Genomic DNA, 20,666 nt, shown 5'->3' with positions numbered 1-20,666 from the left:
CCCTGGGCTGGAAAACCCCGGCAGAAGCGCTCGACGAACTACTCTCGAATCCGTCCAAACCACCCGCTATTGCATCGATCGCTTGAAACCGCCTCGCGGTTCGTGTCAGAAACCGCAGTTTCGGGTAGGAGGATGCGCGTGCGCGTGGTGGTGACGGTCTTCTTGTGGCTCGTCACGACGGCGTTGCTGGCCGTCGCCGTCCCGACCATGTGGGCGCAGCGCAATGTGGTCGACGAGGGCGGATACGCAGCGCTGGCGCAATCAGCCGCCGAGGACCCGCAACTGCAGAAGGCGATGGCGGGGGTGCTGGCCACCGAAGTCACGTCGTACCTGGGCGACAACAGCTACGACGTGGACAACACCGTCATCAGCGGGGTGGCCTCGGCCTACACCGCGAACCCGACGTTCCCCGAACAGTTCGCCCTGGCCAACACCGTCGGTCACCGGTGGATGTTCACCGACGCGGCCCAGCAGGTCGAGGGCACCGACCAGTGGATCCTCGACCTCGGCCCGATGCTCGCCGACGAGTCGTTCCGAAAGACGCTGGGCAACGTCGGCGTCGCCACCCCCGAATCGCTTCCGGTCCCCGTGTCGATCTCGAAGGACTGGCGGCCCGGTCAACTCAAGCGCGCGTCGACGTGGGGACCGTGGGTCGGTATCGGCGCGAGCATCCTCACCGGGGTGTTCGCGCTGTTGACGCTCGCGGCGGCCCGCAGCCGCGGCAGAGCCCTTGCCGCCCTGGGTGTTTCGGCGCTCCTGGTGGGTGCCGCCGGGTGGGCGGGCCTGGAGGTGGCGCGTCGCTCTGTCAACGACGCGTTGAACCGACTGTCCGGGGACATCCGAGTGGTAGCCGACGTGATGGTGGCCCACGCCGAGGACAGCCTGCACCACTGGCTGAACCTGACATTGGCCGCAGGTGGAGTGCTGGTGGTGTTCGGCGTGCTCGTGGCGATGCTCGGCGGGTTGCGGCGACGCGACGTTTAGCCCACCTCGGCATTGCTACCGTCGAGCCATGCCGTTCGTCACCGACATCGTGGGCCCGCAGCGTCCCGTCACGACGTGGCCACCGTTGGAGGCGGGCGCCCTGCGGCGGACCAGCACCATTGACACGCATCCCGATGGCGCCGCTGATTCCGACGTCGACCTGAGGGCTCGTGACGTCGTCCGGCGCGGTGGGGTGGACGTGCTCGACGAGATCGCTGTGCGCGCCCACCTGGCCGACCGGACCATCGCGAAGATCGCCGCCGTTCCCGGCGACGACCGGCTCGATCACCTCGTCGGTAAGCGGGTCGGTCCGGGCTTTCGGTCCACGGTCGGTGAACTGCTGGGAGAGGAGGTCCGGCGATCGAGCCTGCTGCACCTGCTGCTCGACGACTGGGTCGGTGCGGCGCTGGTCTCGGGTTATGCGCTGCAGCACGCGGCGATCGTCGCCGGTGCCGAGGAGAAGTTGCCGCCCGGCACCGCCGATCGCATGGCCGGTATCTGTGCGGGTTTCGCGCCCGAGGCATCGCTCGTGGGCTACGGGCGACGCCTCGGCACCATCCCTTCGGTGCACGGGCCGCAGGCCCCGCCGATCGACATCGATGGCATGCACGCCGTCGAACCCCTTCGCGCACACGGGATGCGGCGGCTACGGCGACTCGACCTGCTGCCGGAGCTCCAGGGTGTGGCCCGCTTCGATGCGCACTTCCGCGACTCCCATGTCGACGGTGACGGGGTCGAGACGATCGTGCACGAATACACGCTCGCCGGCGCGGTCGACGTTGCGACGCGCACCATCGCCGCGATCAGTGCCGACGTCCGCGTCCTACCGTGGCAGGAATGCCCGGGCGCGATCGGGAGCGCGCAACGGGCGCAGGGGATGCGGCTCGTCGAGGTTCGCGACCGGGTCCGGGCAGAGTTCGTCGGCACCAGCACATGCACCCATCTCAACGACACGCTGCGCGCGGTCGGCGACCTCGAGGCACTGTTCGAGCTGCGCTCAGGGCTCGATGACGTGTGACGGGTCGGGCCGCTTGTCCGGCGGGGCTTGGCTGTAGTCGCCCCATGGGCCGTCGCGCTGCTCGACGGCAGACCGAACCCCCTGCGCCGCAGCGGTTTCGATGAAGGACAGCGCGTCGGGGGTATTGCGCATCAGCCCGTCGAGGATACCGCCGAGGGTCTGCGTGGAGGCCAGGCCCATGTTCTCGTAAGCCTGGTTGACGATCAGCTTCTGCGCCTGTAGTTGCGACAGCGGAATCGCGGCCAGCTTCAGCGCGATCTCTTTGACGCGGGCCTCGAGGTTCTCGAACGGCACCGACTCGTTGATGAGTTCGACTGCGGCGGCTTCCTTTCCGGTCAGCGGCTCACCGGTCAACGAGTGCCACTTCACCTTCGCCAGGCTCAGCCGGTACAGCCACATCCCGGTGAGGTAGGCACCCCACATGCGGGCGTAGGGAGTGCCTATGACCGCGTCGTCGCTGGCGATAACGAGGTCGGCGCACAGCGCGTAGTCGCTCGCGCCGCCCACACACCAGCCGTGCACCTGGGCGATCACCGGCTTGGATGCCCGCCAGATCGCCATGAACTTCTGGGTGGGCCCGGTTTCGCGGGCACTGACCATGGCGAAGTCCTTACCCGGATCCCAACGGCCGCCGGTGTTCATCGCTTCGCCCCAGTGCGTGAAGCCGCCGCCGAAGTCGTAGCCGCCAGAGAACGCGCGCCCAGCACCGCGCAGCACGATCACCTTGACGGCGGGATCCCGCTCGGCCACACCGATGGCCTTCTCGATCTCGTCCGGCATCGGCGGAACGATGGTGTTGAGGTGGTCGGGTCGGTTGAGGGTGATGGTGGCAACGGGTGGTTCGGCGGAATACAGCAAGGTCTCGAACTGCTGCCCCGATTCTGGCGGCGTCATGGCCTAAGTTTGGCAGAGAAGGCGCCGGGTAAACGAGGGCGGTGACGAAACGAGTGACCGGCGCTCGTGCTGCCACGACGCTGCTCGACCTCGGTGCGGCATCCATCGCCGCCGGCGTCATTTCCCGGCGCCGACCGGTCATCCGGGCCTTGGAAGCCGCGCAGGCCGACTCGCGGGCCCTGCTGCGCATGCAACGGCTACGACGCGAATTCGGGCGTGGGCCCGTGGAATTGGCGCTTCCGGGGCGGCGCATGGTGGTGATTTTGGACCCGGAGGACGTGGGAAGGGTGCTCGCGGAAGCGCCTACACCGTTTCACCCCGCGAACACCGAGAAGCGTAAGGCGCTGCAGCGGTTTCAGCCGCATGGCGTGCTGATCTCGCAGGGGCCGATCCGACAGCAGCGCCGTGAATTCAATGAGGCCGCGCTCGACAGCGGAGTCGAGGTGCACCGTCTCGCGGAGCCGTTCACGCGCGTCGTCGCCGAGGAAGCGCGCGAGCTGGTCGCAGACGCCGCCGCCCGCGGGAGCCTGGATTCAGCGCGGTTCATGACGACGTGGTGGCGCATCGTGCGCCGACTGGTGCTCGGCGACCGCGCGCGAGACGACGAGCTGATCACCGACGCGCTGATGCGATTGCGGAAGGCGGGCAACTGGTCGTTTCTGTCGCTGCCGCACTATCGCGCTCGCGCGAAATTCCTCGAGGGGCTGTATCGCTACGTCGAAGACCCCGAGCCGGGAAGCCTCGCAGCCGTCGTCGCCCAGACACCGTCGAGTGGAGCGGTGGATCCGGTCGGTCAGATGCCGCAGTGGATCTTCGCATTCGACGCCGCAGGTATGGCGTCGTTGAGGGTGATGGCGCTGTTGGCCACGCATCCGAGCGAGCGGGCGCTCGCCGTCGAGGACGCAGCAGAACCCGACCGGGTTGCGGTGCGGCCCTATCTTCGCGGCTGCGTGCTGGAGTCGGTGCGGTTGTGGCCGACCACGCCGACGATCCTGCGTGACACAACCGAAGAGACCCGGTGGGCTGACGGGTCGACCGTCGCAAAAGGTGCGGGACTAATGATCGTCACGCCGGCCTTCCACCGCGACGACGAACTGCTGCCGTTTGCGCATTCGTTCTCACCGCAGATCTGGCTCGACGGGACCGCGAAGAACCATCCGCAGCTGGTGCCATTCTCGGCGGGGCCGGCCGAGTGCCCGGGACGCAATCTCGTTCTGCTGGTGACGAGCACGCTGCTGGCGCAGATGTTCTCGGCATTGGAGCTCGACCTGACCTCGGAGCCGAAGCCCGTGCCCGAGCGACCGCTGCCGATGACGTTGAACCAGATGACGCTGGAGTTCGGCGCGCGGCGTGCGAGTCAGTCCGTGTCGTCTTCCGAGCGGTAGGTGAGCTGGAAGGATCCGCCCGCCGCCCAGTACGCCGCCAGATAGGCGAGCGGCGGTATAAGGAACATAGGAAACGACGCGATGACTAGAACGCAGAATTGAACGAATTGGCGTCGGGCGGGGGAAAAGCCCTGTCGGGCATCCATAAGCCCGATGAGAGCGCACATCACCGCCGTGAACGCTCCCAGCCCGATCGTGGCGGCGGTCAGCCCAAGCGCGATGCCGGCGTATCCGACGGCGCACGTCATCACGACTAGCGTCCACCACAGCTTCGCAGCCGTGAGGTAGTTGTTGTACGAATCGGGGGGTACGGGTGCAGCCGGTGGCTCACTCCCGTTCTCCAGAGGATCCGGCCGACTATCGGGGATGGTGTAAGCGACGATGCGGTCACCGAGCTTCACATAAGGGGTGCGAAGGTATGCGTACATCAACGCGAACGCCCCTGCCGCCACCGCGACTAGGCATGCAGAAGCCAACCCACGGTCCAACGTCGCCAGAGCCATAAGGGTGCCCGCCGCCAACCAACTGCACCAATAGAGGCGGCGTGCATGCCGAACCTTCCGAACGAAAGCCGTTGCGAGCATGCCGATAAGGCCGATGGCAACGCCGCCGAAGAACAATAACTCGTAGATCGTCAGTGCGGTGTCATTTGTCAAAGAGGCCTCCGAGGGCCGGCCTGATCGGTTCCTGGCTGAGTCGTCGGTTCCGTAGCGTCGCCGCATCCAGCTATCAGGCTGGAGGCGACGACCGCCAAGACACCGCCCACGGCGCTCGTTCGACACCACATCGCGCCGATTATCGCGTCGAGGCGTTCGGCGACCGTCGGCGCATCCGACACCGACGCCCCCGATTTAGGCTTGCCTCCCCTCTGACCAGCCAGAAGTGCTATGTTCAGCCTCTCCTAACTTCGAGGTGCTAATGAACCGGTATCTTGCCTGGGCAACCCCCATCGCCATCGTCGGCCTGATCTTGTCCGGATGCTCGAACGAGAGCTCGTCTTCCGGCAGTGGTACGACATCTGCCGCTGAAACCGCGGCCGAGACCACCAGCGCCGCTCCCGCGGTCGATCCCGCGATCCTCGACAAAGCCGCGGCCGACTACAAGGCCTACGCACAGAGCAACATCGACGAACTTCAGCGCGTGGTCAAGGTCTTCACCGATGCCGTGCGCGCCGGAGACCTCAAGGCCGCCCAGGACGCGTACGCGCCGTCCCGCCTCCCGTGGGAACGCATCGAGCCCATCGCCGGCCTTGTCGAGGAGATCGACGGCAAGATAGACGCCCGCGTGGACGACTTCGCCGGTGTCGACGACCCGAAGTTCACCGGGTGGCATCGCCTCGAGTTCCTGCTGTTCGAGAAGAACACCACCGAGGGCGGGGCACCGTTCGCCGACCAACTCGACAAGGACGTCGCCGACCTGAAGGCGCAGTTCCCGGCGGTCGAGGTGAAGCCGATCGACGTTTCCAACGGTGCGGCCGAGCTGATCGAAGAGGTGTCCGAAGGCAAGATCACCGGCGAGGAGGACCGCTACTCCAAGACCGATCTGTGGGACTTCGACGCCAACCTGCAGGGCTCGCGCGACGCCGTCAACACGTTGAGTGCTGCTCTGGTACAAGCCGATCCGGCGCTGCTGGGCAAGATCGAAGCGGGACTCAACTCGGTGTTCGACACGATGCGTCCGCTGCGTCGCGGTGACGGCTGGGTGTTGTTCTGCACCGAGAATGACCCCTACCCGTCGCCGCGCTGCCCCGAGGTCACCGTGACACCGGACGTCATCGACAAGCTCAAGGCCGAACTCGCCGGGCTGTCGGAGAACCTGTCGCAGGTGTCGGGAGTGCTGAAACTGAAGTGACGGAAGGTCACTCGGGTCTCTCGCGCCGGGGCTTCATCACCGGCGCGCTGGGCACGGGTGCCGCGGTGGGTGCCGGTGCGGCCCTCGCCGGGTGCTCGAAGCAGGACGACGCTCCGCCGCCTGCGACCGCGGGTGCGCTCGTCCCGTTCGAAGGAACCCACCAAACCGGCATCACCGCACTGCCCATCCCCGAACAGGGGCTGATCGCCTCGTTCAACGTGTTGTCGAAGGATCGCGACGGCCTCAAGCGCACCCTCCAGGAACTCACCGAAGAGATCCGCGGGCTGATGGCGGGCAGACCGCCGGAAGTGCGCGACCCGGAGTACCCGCCCGTCGACTCCGGCATCCTCGGCGAGCAGCCTCCCGCCGACAACCTGTCGGTCGTGGTCGGGGTGGGCGCGTCGCTGTTCGACGACCGGTTCGGGCTGGCCGATCGCAAGCCCAGGGAACTGGTCACGATGCCGTTTCTGGCCAACGACCGGCTGGATCCCAAACTGTCGTACGGTGATCTGTCGATCGTCATCGAGGCCGGGCACAGCGACACCGTCATCTTCGCGCTGCGCCAGCTGATGCGCCGCACCCGCAGCGATCTGGTGATGCGGTGGATGATCGACGGGTACGCCCGGGGCATCGGCGCCGGGCGGACATCGGAAGCGGCTACGCCGCGAAACCTGTTGGGCTTCAAGGATGGGACGTCCAACCTCGACGTCGACGACGGCGCCGTCATGGACCGCCACGTCTGGGTGGGCCCGCAGGACGGCGAACCGGAGTGGGCCGTCGGCGGCTCGTATCAGGCGATCCGCATCATCCGCATGTTCGTCGAGTTCTGGGACCGCACCCAGCTCGTCGAGCAGGAGGCGCTGATCGGACGCAGCAAGGTCAGCGGCGCACCACTCGGGCTCAGCGGCGAATTCACCGATCCCGACTATCCAGAAGACCCGGACGGCAAGCGAATTCCGCTCACGGCCCACATTCGGCTGGCGAACCCCCGAACACCGGAGACGGATGAGAACCTGATCCTGCGAAGAGGCTTCAACTACTCCCGCGGTTTCGACGGGGCGGGCCGGCTGGACCAGGGTTTGGCCTTCATCGCCTATCAGCGCAGCCTGGAGAAGGGCTTTTTGACCGTCCAGCGCCGCCTCGCCGGCGAACCGCTCGAGGAATACATCCTTCCGGTGGGCGGAGGTTTCTTCTTCATCCTGCCGGGAGTCACCGGACCGGACCGGTTCCTCGGCGATCAGCTGTTCAGCTGAGCATCGACCACAGGAACTCGTAGATCAACGCCGAACGGAACGCGGTCTGGGCGTTGTCGGCCGCGCCCGCGTGACCGCCCTCGATGTTCTCGTAGTAGTAGACCGGATGGCCCGCATCCTCCAGGGCCGCAGTCATCTTGCGGGCGTGTCCGGGGTGCACACGGTCGTCCCGAGTCGACGTGGTGATCAGCACGGGCGGGTACCGGCGGTCCGCCGAAATATTCTGATATGGCGAGTATTTCGAGATGAACTCCCAATCGTCGGGATCGTCGGGATCTCCGTACTCGGCCATCCAGGAGGCGCCCGCGAGCAGAAGGTGGAACCGTCGCATGTCGAGTAGCGGCACACTGCACACCAACGCGCCGAACAGTTCCGGGTACCGCGTCAGCATCACGCCCATCAACAGGCCGCCATTGCTTCCGCCTTGTGCGCCGAGTTGCTCGACGGTGGTTATACCGCGCGCGACCAGATCGCGTGCCACAGCGGCGAAATCCTCGTAGACGAGGTGCCGGTTCTCACGCATCGCCTGCGTGTGCCACGTCGGCCCGTACTCCCCTCCGCCGCGGATGTTCGCCAACACGTACGTGCCACCACGGCTCAACCACAGCCGGCCCAACACGCCGGCGTAGCTTGGCGTGTTGGCCACCTCGAAGCCGCCGTACCCACCCAGCAGTGTGGGGCCCGGTGCTTGGTTGTAGCGGTGGCCCACAACGAAATAGGGGATCATGGTGCCGTCGTCGGAGGCGACGAAGAACTGCTCCACCTGCAGGTCGGCCGCGTCGAAGAACGACGGCGCGCGTTTGACCTCCGCGACGGTGCCGCCGGCCACCCCCCACAACAGCCGCGACGGGGTGTCGAAACCGCTGGAGTCGACGAAGATCTCGTCGCCGTATTCGTCGGCGTCGACCAGCACCGTGTTGGTGTTGGGCGGTATCCCCGGAATCGCGGCTCGCTGCCAGGCTCCGGGCGTCACGACCTCGACGTGGCTGACCACATCGACGAGCGTGACGAGGATCAGGCGGTCCCGCGTCCACGCGTAGTCCTCCAGGCTGGAGTGCTCGTCGGGCTCGAACACCACCTGCAGATCCCTTGCACCGTCGAGGTATTCAAGGTACTTCGCGGCAAGCAGGGAGCCGGCGCGATACGTCGTCGAGCCCACGGTCCAATCTGTGCGTGGCCGGACCAACAGCCACTCGCGGTGTACGGAGATCCCGGCGTCGGTGGGCACGTCGATGGGCATCAGTGTTTCGCCGCGCAACTCGTAACGCTCGCGGTTGAAGAAGTCGAACGATCGTGTGATCAGCAACCGCTCGAACCCCGGCGTCGCGTCGTAGCCGCAACCGACGCTGACGTCGGCGGCCTCCCCCTCGAACAGGGTCTGAGCATCGGCGAGCGGTTGTCCGCGCCGCCAGCGTTTCACGATGCGGGGATAGCCGGAGTCGGTCAACGAGCCCGGCCCGAAGTCGGTGCCCACCAGCACGGTATCGCGGTCCTGCCAGGTGACGCTCGACTTCGCCTCGGGAAGCGCAAAGCCGTCTGTGCCGAACTGCCGTGTGTCCATGTCGAATTCGCGAACGACGGTGGCATCGGCGCCACCGCGGGACAGTTCGACGAGCGCGAGGGAGAAGTCGGGCTCGAGCACGTCGGCGCCGGCCCACACCCAGTTCTCGTCGTCTTCGTCGGCGAGCGCGTCGAGATCGATCAGGACGTCCCACTCCGGCTGCTCGGTGCGGTAGCTGTCCAGCGTCGTGCGCCGCCACAGACCTCGCGGGTGGTCCGCGTCGCGCCAGAAGTTGTACAGATGGTCACCCCGCCTGCGGACATAGGGGATGCGCGCGTCGGTGTCGAGTACCTCCAGCGCCTCGCGTCGCATCTGCTCGAAGCGCTCACCGCCGAAGCGCGCGATCGTCGGCTCGTTGTGCTTGCGCACCCAGTTCAGCGCGTCGTCACCGGTGATGTCCTCGAGCCACAGATAGGGGTCCTCATCCACGCGACCTATTGTCGCGGTCCGGTGTCCGAGCGATTCAGCCGGTGTTCCCGTGCCGGGTGTGACGGCCGTCTGGATCCCGACTTGCGGCAGAGTCAATTTTCTGTCCGAATGCGCCGCATCAGCGCCCAGCGTGAGTGATCATGACCTGGTCAACCTTTCGTCTTGCCGAAGGAGGTCGTCATGGCCGACCCGCAGATCGTCGACACCGATGAGGTTCGAGAAGAAGAGGTTCAGCAGGAAATCGACCTGCTGCCGTCCTGATGGCCGACGACTCATCGACCGCTCGACACGTCGGTGAGATCGAAGAACTCGGCTACACCGTCGTCAGGGGAGTCCTCGACGATGCCGCGGTCGACGGTTATCTGAGCGATACGCGTCGGCTCGAGCGTGAACTACCGACGGTGATCGCCAACTCGAACACCGTCGTCAAGGGCTTTCCCCGCCCGGGACAGAAGCCGCTCAACGGCGCTGATCATGACTGGGTCCGGATCGACAACCTGCTGCTGCACGGCGCCCGATACGAAGCGCTGCCCACCAACCCGCGGTTGTTGCCGATCATCGAGGGTGTCCTCGGGCGGGACTGCCTGCTGTCGTGGTTCATGACGAGCAACCAGCTGCCAGGGGCGGTCGAGCAGCGGCTGCACTGCGACGACGAGATGTATCCGATTCCGCGGCCACACCAACCGCTGCTCTGCAACGCGCTGATCGCGCTGTGCGACTTCACCGATGAGAACGGCGCGACGCGCGTCGTCCCTGGCACCCACCGGCTGGCAGCGATGCCTTCGGAGCCATATCCGCCGAGCACTCCGGTGCAGATGGCGGCCGGTGACGCCCTGGTGTGGAACGGCAGCCTGTGGCATACGGCCGGCGCCAACCGGACGAACAGCCCGCGGCCCGCTCTCACCGTCAACTACTGCGCAGGGTTTTTGCGGCAGCAGATCAATCAGCAGCTGAGCATTCCTCGGGAATTGGTGCGACGGCTGGATCCGCGACTCGGCGAACTCATCGGCTACGGGTTGTTCGCGGGCAAGATGGGTCGGATCGATTGGCGTCCGCCCGCCGATTACCTTGGTTCGGAGGAGCATCCGTTCCTCGACTCGGTTCGCGACCGTTTGGAGCGGCCGCTCACGATCTGACGGTGGGCTGTTCGGGCAGCCGAAAGGCGATGATGAGCGCGACGGCCGTGATGGCGGCTGCGACGGCGATCGTCGCCTGGGCTCCTGTCGACAGTGCCGTCGCGAGCGCAGAAGTGTCCGACGAAGGTGTGAGGCGCGAATGCGACGGCATGGCCGCGTCCAGCGCCGAGCGGCCGGCCACCCCGCTGAAGACGGCCGTCAACACACCCGCGCCCAGGGCTCCGGCCATTAGCCGCAGCGCACTCTGAACGCCGCCCGCAACCGCTGAGTCCTGTTCGGGCACTTCGTAGTACGACATGTTCACCAGGCGTGCGTAGGCGACACCCCAAGCCACTCCATAGGCGACCAGCACCGCTCCGACGGCGACCAGCGGTGTCTCTTCAGAGAGCAGCCCGATCAGCCCGATCAGCAGAAGTGGCAGCGCAGCAAGGGCGTACCTGGCCACCGTGCGGTCATCGAGTCGCTTGGCAAGCGCCGCGGCCGCCGGGCCGCTGAGTACCGCCCCTGCGCCGTAGCAGGCCAGGACGACGCCGACACCCAGTTGGCCGACCCCGAGAACGAACCCCAGGACCAGCGGCAGGGCCAGTTGGAATCCGGTGTCGCCGATGGACATGAACGCAGAACTGAACGTGGCCAACCGAAAAGACTTGTACCGGAACAACTGTGGCGGGGCGATGGTTTGCTGTCGCCGGCGAATGCGTCTGCGTTGCACTGCGGCGAAGACCGCTGCGGCAGCGATCGTGACACCGAAAAGCCCGATAGCCGTCTGCACTTGGTCGTCGTAGCCGCCTCCGAGGTCCACGGCCAATGCCAGGCTGCCCGCGCTTGCCGCCAGCAGGAACGCACCCGAGACGTCGATGTCGGCAAGGCGCTTGCGGGGGTTCTCGGCCAGGGTGGCGGCGATACCGGCGGCGGCCAGCGCGCCGAGTAGCGCCGATCCGAAAAAGGCCCAGCGCCAACTGATCGCGGTGGCTGCGGCCGCGCCGCCGACAAGAGGTCCGATCACCGCCGCCAGCCCGATCGCCGCCGCCCACAAGCCGAAGGCGCGCTCGCGCTGCGGCCCGCGTTGCGCAAACAGGGTGTTGAGCACGCCGAGACCGTTCGGCAGGGTCGCCGCCAACGCCAACCCGGACAGCACCCGGCCGCCGAAGAAGGACGGTAGATCCCATGCGATGCCGCTGAGCACGCTTCCCGCGATGAACAGAGCGGTGGAGACGAGGAGCACGAGGCGTCGTCCGAGGACGTCACCGAGCCTGCCGAACAGGACCATGAACGCCGCCGCGGCGGCGAAGTATGCCGTGAACGCCAGGCCGAGATCGGCCACGGACAAACCGAGATCCCGTACCAGCGAGGGGATGACGGCGTCGGCGATCGTGAAATCGCTGATCGCCAACGTCACCGCCAGCAACACGAATCCGTAGCCTGTCGAGGGCCGCGAACCGGACGCGCGGTGCCCGACCGTCGATGACGGATCCACGCGACCATTGTGGAGGCCGCGAGGCACGGTAGGGGCACGCTGGCGCACCGATGTGATCGCGAGCACAATCGGCCATGATGCGAGAGACCGACGGTCCGCCGCCCGTCACCGACGGCGCCCGGCTGTCACAGGTCTCGCCAGATGTCTCAACGAGGAGGACACGATGACCGTTTACGCCCGCCCGGGTGCCGCCGATGCCCTGATGTCGTTCGAGTCGCGCTACGGCAATTTCATCGGGGGAGAGTGGGTGGCGCCGGCCTCCGGTGAGTACTTCGAGAACCCGACGCCGGTGACGGGCCAGCCGTTCTGCGAGGTCGCGCGCTCCAACGAGACCGATATCGAGGCGGCGCTGGACGCCGCACACGGCGCGGCCACCGCATGGGGCAAGACAGCCGCGGGGGAGCGCGCCGTCATCCTCAACAAGATCGCCGACCGCATCGAGGCCAATCTCGAATCCCTGGCGCTCGCGGAATCATGGGACAACGGCAAACCCATCCGCGAGACACTGAACGCCGACCTGCCACTGGCCGTCGACCACTTCCGCTACTTCGCGGGAGCGATCCGGGCGCAGGAGGGTTCGCTGTCCCAGATCGACGACGACACCGTCGCCTACCACTTCCACGAACCGCTCGGCGTGGTCGGGCAGATCATTCCGTGGAACTTCCCGATCCTGATGGCGACGTGGAAGCTGGCCCCCGCGTTGGCCGCCGGCAACGCCGTCGTGCTCAAACCGGCCGAGCAGACGCCGGCGTCGATCCTGTATCTGATGAGCCTGATCGGCGACCTGCTGCCCGCAGGTGTGCTCAACGTCGTCAACGGGTTCGGGTTCGAGGCCGGCAAGCCGCTGGCGTCGAGCAATCGCATCGCCAAGATCGCGTTCACCGGCGAGACCACCACCGGCCGGCTGATCATGCAGTACGCCTCGCAGAACCTGATCCCCGTCACGCTCGAGCTCGGCGGCAAGAGCCCCAACATCTTCTTCTCCGACGTGATGGCCGCCGCTGACGACTACCAGGACAAGGCGCTCGAAGGGTTCACGATGTTCGCCCTCAACCAGGGCGAGGTGTGCACATGTCCGTCGCGCAGCCTGATCCAGGCCGACATCTACGACGAGTTCCTGGAACTGGCCGCGATCCGCACCAAGGCCGTGCGGCAGGGCGATCCGCTGGATACCGAGACCATGATCGGATCGCAGGCCTCCAACGACCAGCTCGAAAAGGTGTTGTCCTACATCGCGATCGGTAAGGACGAAGGTGCCCGCGTCGTCACCGGCGGCGAGCGCGCCGAACTCGGCGGCGACCTGTCCGGCGGTTTTTACGTCCAACCGACGATCTTCGAGGGCAACAACAAGATGCGGATCTTCCAGGAGGAGATCTTCGGGCCCGTCGTCGCGGTCACCTCGTTCACCGATTACGACGACGCGATCTCCATCGCCAACGACACCCTGTACGGGTTGGGTGCCGGCGTGTGGAGTCGCGACGGCAACACCGCCTACCGTGCCGGTCGCGACATCAAGGCGGGCCGGGTGTGGACGAATTGCTACCACGCGTATCCGGCGCACGCGGCGTTCGGCGGTTACAAGCAGTCCGGTATCGGCCGCGAGAACCACAGGATGATGCTCGACCACTACCAGCAGACGAAGAACCTGCTGGTGTCCTACAGCGACAAGGCGCAGGGTTTCTTCTGATCATGCCCCGGCGCGAACGTGGATTACCCGCACACCAAACTGAACTTTCACGTGCGGGTAACCCACGTTCGGCGCACTCGGCGCGACAGCACTCGGCGCACTCGCCGCCGCATCGGGCATTGATCACCACGGCCGCGGCCGAGTTGTTGGCCAAGTTGCAGGACAAGCACGGCGCGCTGATGTTTCACCAGTCCGGCGGCTGCTGCGACGGGTCCTCGCCGATGTGCTACCCCGACGGAGAATTCATCGTGGGCGACCGCGACGTGCTTCTGGCAATCCTCGACGTCGGCGGCGGGGTGCCGGTGTGGATCTCCGGTTCGCAGTTCGAGGCGTGGAAGCACACCCAACTCGTGATCGACGTCGTCGAAGGCCGCGGCGGGGGCTTCAGCGTCGAAGCGCCCGAAGGGGTGCGATTCCTGAGCCGAGGGCGGGCGTTCACGGAGGAAGAGATGCAGGCACTGGCCGCCACGCCGCCTGCGACCGGGGCGGAATTTGCGCGGGGTATTCGACCGCCGCCGTCTGTATCGCACATCGTCGGTAATCCAATCGATGCCTGTCCGATACCTGACGCGCCGGGCGGGTGAGCGGGCCGAAGGCGCTGTCCGCGTAGCCTTTCAGGCGTGATACCGCTTCCCCGTGCATGGGTACTGACCAGCGCGTTGCTGGTCGGTACGGCAGTGGGGCTGATCCTGGGGGTCGCCGCCACGCTGGTGATCGACGCGCCCATCCGCCCCGACGTCGTCGTCGCGCTCGTCGTTGGCGTACCTGCCGCGCTCGGCATGCTGGCGATCCTGGTGTCGGGTCGGCGGTGGGTGACGACCGCCGGTGCCTTCCTACTCGGCGTTGCGCCCGGCTGGTTCGGCGTGCTGGTGGCGATCCAGGCGGTGCACGGTGCCTGAGACCACCGAGACGCTGCCCGGCGATCCGACGGAGCCCTACACCCCGACGTTCACCACGGGTGAGTTCCAGGCAGTGTTGGGCACAACGGCCGTCGCCGAACACCCGTCCGAGCCAGTACCTGTCCCGGCGCAGCCCGTGGTGGTTCCCGGCAACTACCAGTACCTCAAACGCTGGATGTTCGTGCTCGTCGTCGCGGGGGTCTGGCTGATCGCCGCGGTGGCGGGATGGGGTCTGTACCACTGGTGGTACCACTCGATGGACAAGACGGCGCCGGTCTTCGTCGCGCTGGTCTTCGTGGTCACGTCGACGGTGGCGGGCCTGCTCCTTGCGATGGTGCCGGACAGGCCACCGGTGTCCGCGCTTGCGATCGCGGTGATGTCCGCGCCGTTCGGAGCGGTCGCGGGTGCAGCGGTCCTGCACGGTCTGTACTTCTGCGAGTGGGCCGCTCGGTGTTTTGCGGGGGTCATCCCCTACTGACCCGCGCTTCAGCGGCCGGTCGGCTCCCACGTCCGCATCGCCGCCTCGAGGCCCTGATCGTCCAGCGCGCGCACGGGCAACGGTTCGTTGTCGGCGTGGGAACGCATACCGTCCAACAGAATTCCGACGTAGCGACGCCACAGATCGGTGTTCACGTGTCCGGCGAACTCGCTGACCATACCGGCGAGCAGGCTGAGCAGAGGCAGGTCGGTATGGGAGATGTCCGACCGTAGACGGCCGTCGTTCTGCGCTCGCTCGACGACCTGCACGGCGACCGGGTGAAGACGTTCCTGTGCCGCCACCACGCGCTCACCACCGTAGGCTTTGCTGAACGCGATTTCGCGCAAGCCCCGGTCGGTAGCGGTCATGGCGCACAGCTGCTCGACGAACCACACGAAGCCGTCCCACGGATCGTCATGCTGCAGCGCGGATTCGGCCAAGGCGGTCATCTGGTCCAGACCGTCGACGAATATCGCCTCGAGCAGTTCGTCTTTGGTGGCGAACCGCCGGTACACCGTTCCCACCCCCACCCCTGCATGCCGGGCGACGTCATTGAGGTTGGGATCCAAGCCCTTTGCGGCGAACAACTCCCGGGCCGCTTGCAGAACGCGGGTGCGGTTGCGTTCAGCGTCTTTGCGCAGCGGGCGGTGGTCGAGGCCCCGCGACTCCATCTCACCCACGTCCATCGGCCGAGTGTAATGCGCTCCACAGAAAAGCGGATTGACCTTGTCCGCTTCGTTCGTTTAGCTTGGCTGAGCATCGCGCCCCTTGAGCCCGGGGTCGTCACAACGCCGGAAGGCCCGCACATTGACTCCCGTCGATCGAGTTCCCGCACTACTGGTACGCGCTGGTGCCGGCCCGTTGGCGCTGCGGTCATGAAGCTTCTCACGCGTCTCTGGCTCCCGACCATGATCGTGATCGCCGTATCCGCGGGCGTGCTCGCCGTGTCGAACTTCCGGGGTGTCTTCGGTGCCGAGCCCGCCCTGAAGACTCCGATCGGTGCCGACACCGCGGAGAAGTTCATCCCGAAGGTCGTGACCTACGAGGTGTTCGGTTCGGGCACCGCCGTGGTCAACTACCTGGACCTGGACGGCAAGCCCGTGCGCGCGGGAAGCGTGAGTCTGCCGTGGTCGCTGACGTTGCAGACCACAGCGCCGTCGGTAGCACCGAACGTCATCGCCCAGACCGACGGCCAGTCCATCGGCTGCCGGATCACCGTGGACGACGAGCTCAAGGATGAGAAGACGGCTCAGGGTGTGAACGCTCAGACGTTTTGTCTGGTGAAATCCGCATGAGCACATCGGTCGACGACGCGCCGACGAACCCCAGCCCGATCGCCCGGCCGAAACGTCCGTGGCTTCCGCGGTTGATCCGCCTTTTCGCTCTGCCGATCATCGTGGGTTGGGTCGTCATCATCGGCTTCCTCAACACTGCGGTGCCGCAGCTGGAAGTGGTCGGCAAGCAGCGCGCGGTGTCGATGAGCCCGCAGGATGCGCCGTCGATGATCGCAATGAAGCGCGTCGGCACCACGTTCGAGGAATACGACACCAGCAGCTCGGTCATGGTCGTGCTCGAGGGCGAGAAGAAGCTGGGCGTCGAGGCGCTCGAGTTCTACGAACAGATGGTGCGTGACCTGCGCGCCGACACCGCACATGTGCAGTATGTGCAGGATCTGTGGTCTGACTCGTTCACCGCGGCGGGCGCCCAAAGCGTCGACGGTAAGGCCGCCTACACCCAGGTGTACATCGCCGGCGATCAGGGCGAGAGATTGGCCAACGAGTCGGTGCGCGCCGTGCGCGACATCGTCGCAAAACACCCGACACCCCCCGGTGTCGGGGTTTACGTCACCGGGGCCGCGGCGACGACGACAGATCAGAACGCCGTCGGCGACAAGAGCATGCGGACCATCGAGTTGCTCACGTTCGGCGTCATCGTCGTCATGCTGTTGGTGATCTACCGGTCCGTCGCCACGACACTGGTGCTGCTCAGCATGCTGGCGATGGGCCTGCTGGGCGCGCGCGGGTTGATCTCATTTTTGGGCTACCACAACGTCTTTGGCCTGACGACCTTCGCCACGAACCTGGTGGTCACCTTGACCATCGCCACCGCGGTCGACTACGGAATCTTCCTGGTCGGCCGGTACCAGGAGGCACGCCGATCCGGTGAGGACCGAGAATCGGCGTACTACACGATGTTTCACGGAACCGCCCACGTCGTGGCGGCGTCCGGGTTGACCATCGCGGGAGCCACCTTCTGTCTGAACTTCACCCGACTGCCCTACTTCCAGAGCATGGGCTATCCGATGGGCGCGGCGATGGTGTTCGGCATCGTGGTGGCCTTGACGTTCGGTCCCGCGCTGATCTCGGTGGTCAGCCGGTTCGGCCGCATTCTCGAACCCAGGACCCAGTCCTCGGCCCGGGCGTGGCGGCGGATCGGCACCTCGACCGTCCGCTGGCCGGGTGCGTTCGTGGTGGTGGCTGTCGCGGCGTGCCTGGTCGGCTTGCTCGCGCTGCCCAGCTACCACACGAGCTACAACGACCGGCTGTATCTGCCCGACGACATCTCGGCCAACATCGGTTACGCGGCCGCGACCCGGCACTTCTCCGAGGCCCGGATGAACCCGGATGTGCTGATGGTCGAGACCGACCGGGACCTGCGCAACCCGGCGGGGTTCCTGATGATCGACAAGATCGCGAAGGCCCTGGCCAAGGTTGAGGGAATCGCCCAGGTGCAGGCCATCACCCGACCCGACGGCAAACCGATCGAACACACGACGATCCCCTACATGATCGGCCAGCAGGGCGTCGGCCAGCTGATGTCCAACGACTACCAACAGGGCGTCATCGACAACATCATGGCCCAGGCCGACGAGATGGCGCACACCATCGAGTCGATGGAGAAGATGAACGCGATCACCCGCGAGCTGTCCGTGGTGTCGCGAAGTATGGCCGACAAGATGACCGACACCTCGCTGACGGTGCAGGAAGTGCGCGACAACATCGCCAATTTCGATGACTTCTTCCGCCCGATGCGCAACTACTTCTACTGGGAGCCACACTGTTTCAACATCCCGGTCTGCTGGTCGCTGCGTTCCATCTTCAATAGCCTCGACGGCATCTCGACCATGTCCGACGACTTCCAGGCCATGGTTCCTGACATCAACCGGATGGCCGACCTGACGCTGGAGATGACCGCGGTGATGCCCGGGATGATTCAGTCGATGAAGAACCAGCGCCAGATGATGCTGAACCAATATCAGGTCCAGAAGGCGCAGCAGGACCAGACGATGGAACAGCAGGAGGACAGCGCGGCGATGGGGGAGGCGTTCGACGAAGCCCTCAACGACGATTCCTTCTACGTCCCGCCGGAAGCGTTCACCAACGCCGACTTCATCCGCGGTATGGACCTGATGATGTCGCCGGACGGACACGCCGTCCGGTTCACGATCATCCACCAGGGCGATCCGCTGACCGAGGAAGGCATTTCGCGGATCGAACCGCTCAAGAAGGCCGCGGCCGCGGCGATCAAGGGCACACCGCTGGAAGGGTCGTGGATCTACGTCGGCGGCGCCGCGGCGATGTTCGACGACATGCAGCAGGGCGCCGACTACGACCTGCTGATCGCGGTCACGGCGGCGCTCCTGCTGATCCTCGTCATCATGATGGTCATCACCCGAGCGCTGGTCGCCGCCCTGGTCATCGTCGGAACCGTGGCGCTCAGCCTGGGCACCGCATTCGGGATGTCAGTGGTGCTGTGGCAGCACATCATCGGCATCCCCCTGCACTGGATGGTCCTGCCGATGGCGATCATCGTGCTGGTGGCCGTCGGCGCGGACTACAACCTGCTGCTGGTGTCGAGGATGAAGGAGGAAGTGCACGCGGGGCTGCGCACCGGCACCATCCGCGCCATGGCAGGCAGCGGTCCCGTCGTCACGGCCGCCGGGCTGGTGTTCGCCTTCACCATGGCCACGATGGCGGTCAGCGACCTGATCGTCATCGGCCAGGTCGGCACCACCATCGCCCTGGGCCTGATGTTCGACACGTTCGTGATCAGGGGATTGATGACGCCGTCGGTGGCCACGCTGCTCGGACGATGGTTCTGGTGGCCGCTGCAGGTGCGTCAACGTCCGCGCCCGGCGCCGTGGCCCCAGCCGATCCAACGCGATCCCGCAGGACATGGCGGACCGTTCGCCGACGCCCATTAGTGTGGGGGCGTGACCCACTATGACGTCGTCGTTCTCGGAGCAGGTCCCGGCGGGTACGTCGCGGCCATCCGTGCCGCGCAGCTCGGACTGAACACCGCCATCGTCGAACCCAAGTACTGGGGCGGCGTCTGCCTCAACGTCGGGTGCATCCCGTCCAAGGCGCTGCTGCGCAATGCCGAGCTCGCGCACATCTTCACCAAGGAAGCCAAGCAGTTCGGCATCAACGGGGAGGCGACGTTCGACTACGGCGCCGCCTTCGACCGCAGCCGCAAGATCGCCGACGGCCGCGTCGCCGGTGTGCACTATCTGATGAAGAAGAACAAGATCACCGAGATCCACGGCTACGGCAAGTTCAAAGACGATCACACGCTCGAGGTCGACCTGAACGAAGGCGGCACCGAGACGGTCGAATTCGACAACATCATCATCGCCACCGGCAGCAGCACCCGTCTGGTTCCCGGCACGTCGCTGTCCGAAAACGTGGTCACCTACGAAGAACTCATCATGACGCGCGAGCTGCCGTCCTCGATCGTCATCGCCGGCGCCGGTGCCATCGGCATGGAGTTCGGCTACGTGATGAAGAACTACGGCGTCGACGTCACGATCGTCGAGTTCCTGCCCCGCGCGCTGCCCAACGAGGACGCCGAGGTCTCCAAGGAGATCGAGAAGCAGTTCAAGAAACTGGGCGTCAAGGTGTTGACCGGAACCAAGGTGGAGTCGATCAAAGACAGCGGTGACGACGTCACCGTGTCCGTCAGCAAGGACGGCAAGTCGGAGGACATAAAGGCCGAAAAGGTGCTCCAGGCAATCGGTTTCGCGCCCAACCTGGAGGGCTACGGGCTGGACAACACGGGCGTCGGGATCACCGAGCGCAAAGCGATCGACATCGACGACTACATGCGCACCAGCGTGCCGCACATCTACGCGATCGGCGACGTGACCGGTAAGTTGCAGTTGGCGCACGTGGCCGAGGCGCAGGGTGTCATCGCCGCCGAAACCATCGCCGGCGCAGAGACTCTGCCGCTCGGGGACTACCGGATGCTGCCGCGGGCGACGTTCTGTCAGCCGCAGGTCGCCAGCTTCGGGCTCACCGAGGAGCAGGCCCGCGAAGAGGGTTACGACGTCAAGGTCGCCAAGTTCCCGTTCACCGCCAACGCCAAGGCGCACGGCGCGGGCGATCCGAGCGGCTTCGTCAAGCTGATCGCCGACGGCAAGTACGGCGAGTTGATCGGCGGCCACCTGATCGGCCACGACGTCTCCGAACTGCTGCCCGAGCTGACGCTGGCCCAGAAGTGGGACCTCACCGCAACCGAACTCGCGCGCAACGTGCACACGCACCCGACCATGTCCGAAGCCCTGCAGGAGTGCTTCCACGGGCTGCTCGGCCACATGATCAACTTCTGAGCCGGG

The 20,666-nt window shown here is 66.0% G+C and carries 18 protein-coding genes; 13 read left to right on the top strand and 5 right to left on the bottom strand.

What is annotated here, in order from left to right; translation table 11 throughout:
- The first annotated feature begins 138 nt into the window (after positions 1-138).
- Complete coding sequence (locus RMCN_RS05345; protein WP_067387726.1) at positions 139-984, top strand: hypothetical protein; 846 nt, start codon at positions 139-141, stop codon at positions 982-984.
- A gap of 28 nt (positions 985-1,012) precedes the next feature.
- The gene (locus RMCN_RS05340; protein WP_067387715.1) at positions 1,013-2,002 is read left to right on the top strand and encodes a DUF2889 domain-containing protein; all 990 of its coding nucleotides are present in this window, start codon (positions 1,013-1,015) and stop codon (positions 2,000-2,002) included.
- Here RMCN_RS05340 and RMCN_RS05335 read toward each other — a convergent pair.
- Positions 1,982-2,896: a crotonase/enoyl-CoA hydratase family protein gene (locus tag RMCN_RS05335; RefSeq protein ID WP_067387714.1), complete on the bottom strand. Its 915-nt coding sequence runs from the start codon at positions 2,894-2,896 to the stop codon at positions 1,982-1,984. The genes RMCN_RS05340 and RMCN_RS05335 overlap by 21 nt on opposite strands.
- 41 nt (positions 2,897-2,937) lie before the next feature.
- Between RMCN_RS05335 and RMCN_RS05330 the strand changes: the two genes are divergently transcribed.
- Positions 2,938-4,281: a cytochrome P450 gene (locus RMCN_RS05330; RefSeq protein WP_067387713.1), complete on the top strand. Its 1,344-nt coding sequence runs from the start codon at positions 2,938-2,940 to the stop codon at positions 4,279-4,281.
- Here the strand turns inward: RMCN_RS05330 and RMCN_RS05325 are convergent.
- A complete protein-coding gene (locus tag RMCN_RS05325; protein ID WP_067387712.1) occupies positions 4,254-4,937 on the bottom strand; it encodes a hypothetical protein in 684 nt (227 codons plus the stop codon). The two genes, RMCN_RS05330 and RMCN_RS05325, sit on opposite strands and share 28 nt — an antisense overlap.
- 262 nt (positions 4,938-5,199) lie before the next feature.
- On the opposite strand from RMCN_RS05325, the gene RMCN_RS05320 reads away from it, so the two are divergent.
- Both RMCN_RS05320 and RMCN_RS05315 read left to right on the top strand, forming a co-directional pair.
- Positions 5,200-6,132, top strand: a complete 933-nt coding sequence (locus tag RMCN_RS05320; RefSeq protein ID WP_067387711.1) for an EfeM/EfeO family lipoprotein — start codon at positions 5,200-5,202, stop codon at positions 6,130-6,132.
- Positions 6,129-7,385 (top strand): Dyp-type peroxidase, encoded by a 1,257-nt coding sequence (locus RMCN_RS05315; RefSeq protein WP_067387710.1) that lies wholly within the window; start codon positions 6,129-6,131, stop codon positions 7,383-7,385. Before RMCN_RS05320 ends, RMCN_RS05315 begins: the two co-directional genes overlap by 4 nt.
- Here RMCN_RS05315 and RMCN_RS05310 read toward each other — a convergent pair.
- On the bottom strand, positions 7,378-9,375 hold the full coding sequence (locus RMCN_RS05310; RefSeq protein ID WP_084377157.1) for a prolyl oligopeptidase family serine peptidase: 1,998 nt from the start codon (positions 9,373-9,375) through the stop codon (positions 7,378-7,380). The genes RMCN_RS05315 and RMCN_RS05310 overlap by 8 nt on opposite strands.
- Before the next feature lie 260 nt (positions 9,376-9,635).
- Here RMCN_RS05310 and RMCN_RS05305 point away from each other — a divergent pair, with 260 nt between their 5' ends.
- Positions 9,636-10,511: a phytanoyl-CoA dioxygenase family protein gene (locus RMCN_RS05305; protein ID WP_067387709.1), complete on the top strand. Its 876-nt coding sequence runs from the start codon at positions 9,636-9,638 to the stop codon at positions 10,509-10,511.
- On the opposite strand, the gene RMCN_RS05300 is transcribed toward RMCN_RS05305, so the two are convergent.
- Positions 10,501-11,988 carry an MFS transporter gene (locus RMCN_RS05300; protein ID WP_067387708.1) on the bottom strand — a complete coding sequence of 496 codons (1,488 nt, stop codon included), beginning with the start codon at positions 11,986-11,988 and terminating at the stop codon, positions 10,501-10,503. The genes RMCN_RS05305 and RMCN_RS05300 overlap by 11 nt on opposite strands.
- Before the next feature lie 163 nt (positions 11,989-12,151).
- Here RMCN_RS05300 and adh point away from each other — a divergent pair, with 163 nt between their 5' ends.
- From adh to RMCN_RS05280, 4 genes are all read left to right on the top strand, one after another.
- On the top strand, positions 12,152-13,675 hold the full coding sequence (gene adh / locus RMCN_RS05295) for an aldehyde dehydrogenase (RefSeq protein WP_067387707.1): 1,524 nt from the start codon (positions 12,152-12,154) through the stop codon (positions 13,673-13,675).
- Between the two features lie 119 nt (positions 13,676-13,794).
- Positions 13,795-14,259 (top strand): DUF779 domain-containing protein, encoded by a 465-nt coding sequence (locus RMCN_RS05290; protein ID WP_067387706.1) that lies wholly within the window; start codon positions 13,795-13,797, stop codon positions 14,257-14,259.
- Positions 14,260-14,295: 36 nt separating this feature from the next.
- Positions 14,296-14,574, top strand: coding sequence for a putative holin (locus RMCN_RS05285; protein WP_064399728.1), 279 nt, complete (start codon positions 14,296-14,298; stop codon positions 14,572-14,574).
- A complete protein-coding gene (locus tag RMCN_RS05280) occupies positions 14,567-15,052 on the top strand; it encodes a hypothetical protein (protein WP_067387705.1) in 486 nt (161 codons plus the stop codon). The genes RMCN_RS05285 and RMCN_RS05280 overlap by 8 nt, the downstream gene beginning before the upstream one ends.
- 8 nt (positions 15,053-15,060) lie before the next feature.
- On the opposite strand, the gene RMCN_RS05275 is transcribed toward RMCN_RS05280, so the two are convergent.
- Entirely contained in the window at positions 15,061-15,738 is a 678-nt protein-coding gene (locus tag RMCN_RS05275; RefSeq protein WP_234787576.1) for a TetR/AcrR family transcriptional regulator, read from the bottom strand.
- Between the two features lie 189 nt (positions 15,739-15,927).
- Between RMCN_RS05275 and RMCN_RS05270 the strand changes: the two genes are divergently transcribed.
- From RMCN_RS05270 to lpdA, 3 genes are read left to right on the top strand one after another with little or no spacing between them, the layout of a single operon-like run.
- On the top strand, positions 15,928-16,347 hold the full coding sequence (locus tag RMCN_RS05270) for an MmpS family transport accessory protein (protein ID WP_064416526.1): 420 nt from the start codon (positions 15,928-15,930) through the stop codon (positions 16,345-16,347).
- The gene (locus RMCN_RS05265) at positions 16,344-19,256 is read left to right on the top strand and encodes an MMPL/RND family transporter (RefSeq protein ID WP_067387704.1); all 2,913 of its coding nucleotides are present in this window, start codon (positions 16,344-16,346) and stop codon (positions 19,254-19,256) included. Before RMCN_RS05270 ends, RMCN_RS05265 begins: the two co-directional genes overlap by 4 nt.
- Positions 19,257-19,265: 9 nt before the next feature.
- The gene (gene lpdA, locus RMCN_RS05260) at positions 19,266-20,660 is read left to right on the top strand and encodes a dihydrolipoyl dehydrogenase (protein ID WP_067387703.1); all 1,395 of its coding nucleotides are present in this window, start codon (positions 19,266-19,268) and stop codon (positions 20,658-20,660) included.
- The last annotated feature ends 6 nt before the right edge of the window (positions 20,661-20,666 follow it).

This window comes from Mycolicibacterium novocastrense (genome assembly GCF_001570485.1).
GTDB classification, from domain to species: Bacteria; Actinomycetota; Actinomycetes; order Mycobacteriales; family Mycobacteriaceae; genus Mycobacterium; species Mycobacterium novocastrense.
Note: the sequence above shows the minus strand (reverse complement) of the source record. Positions and strands in the feature narration are given on the sequence as shown.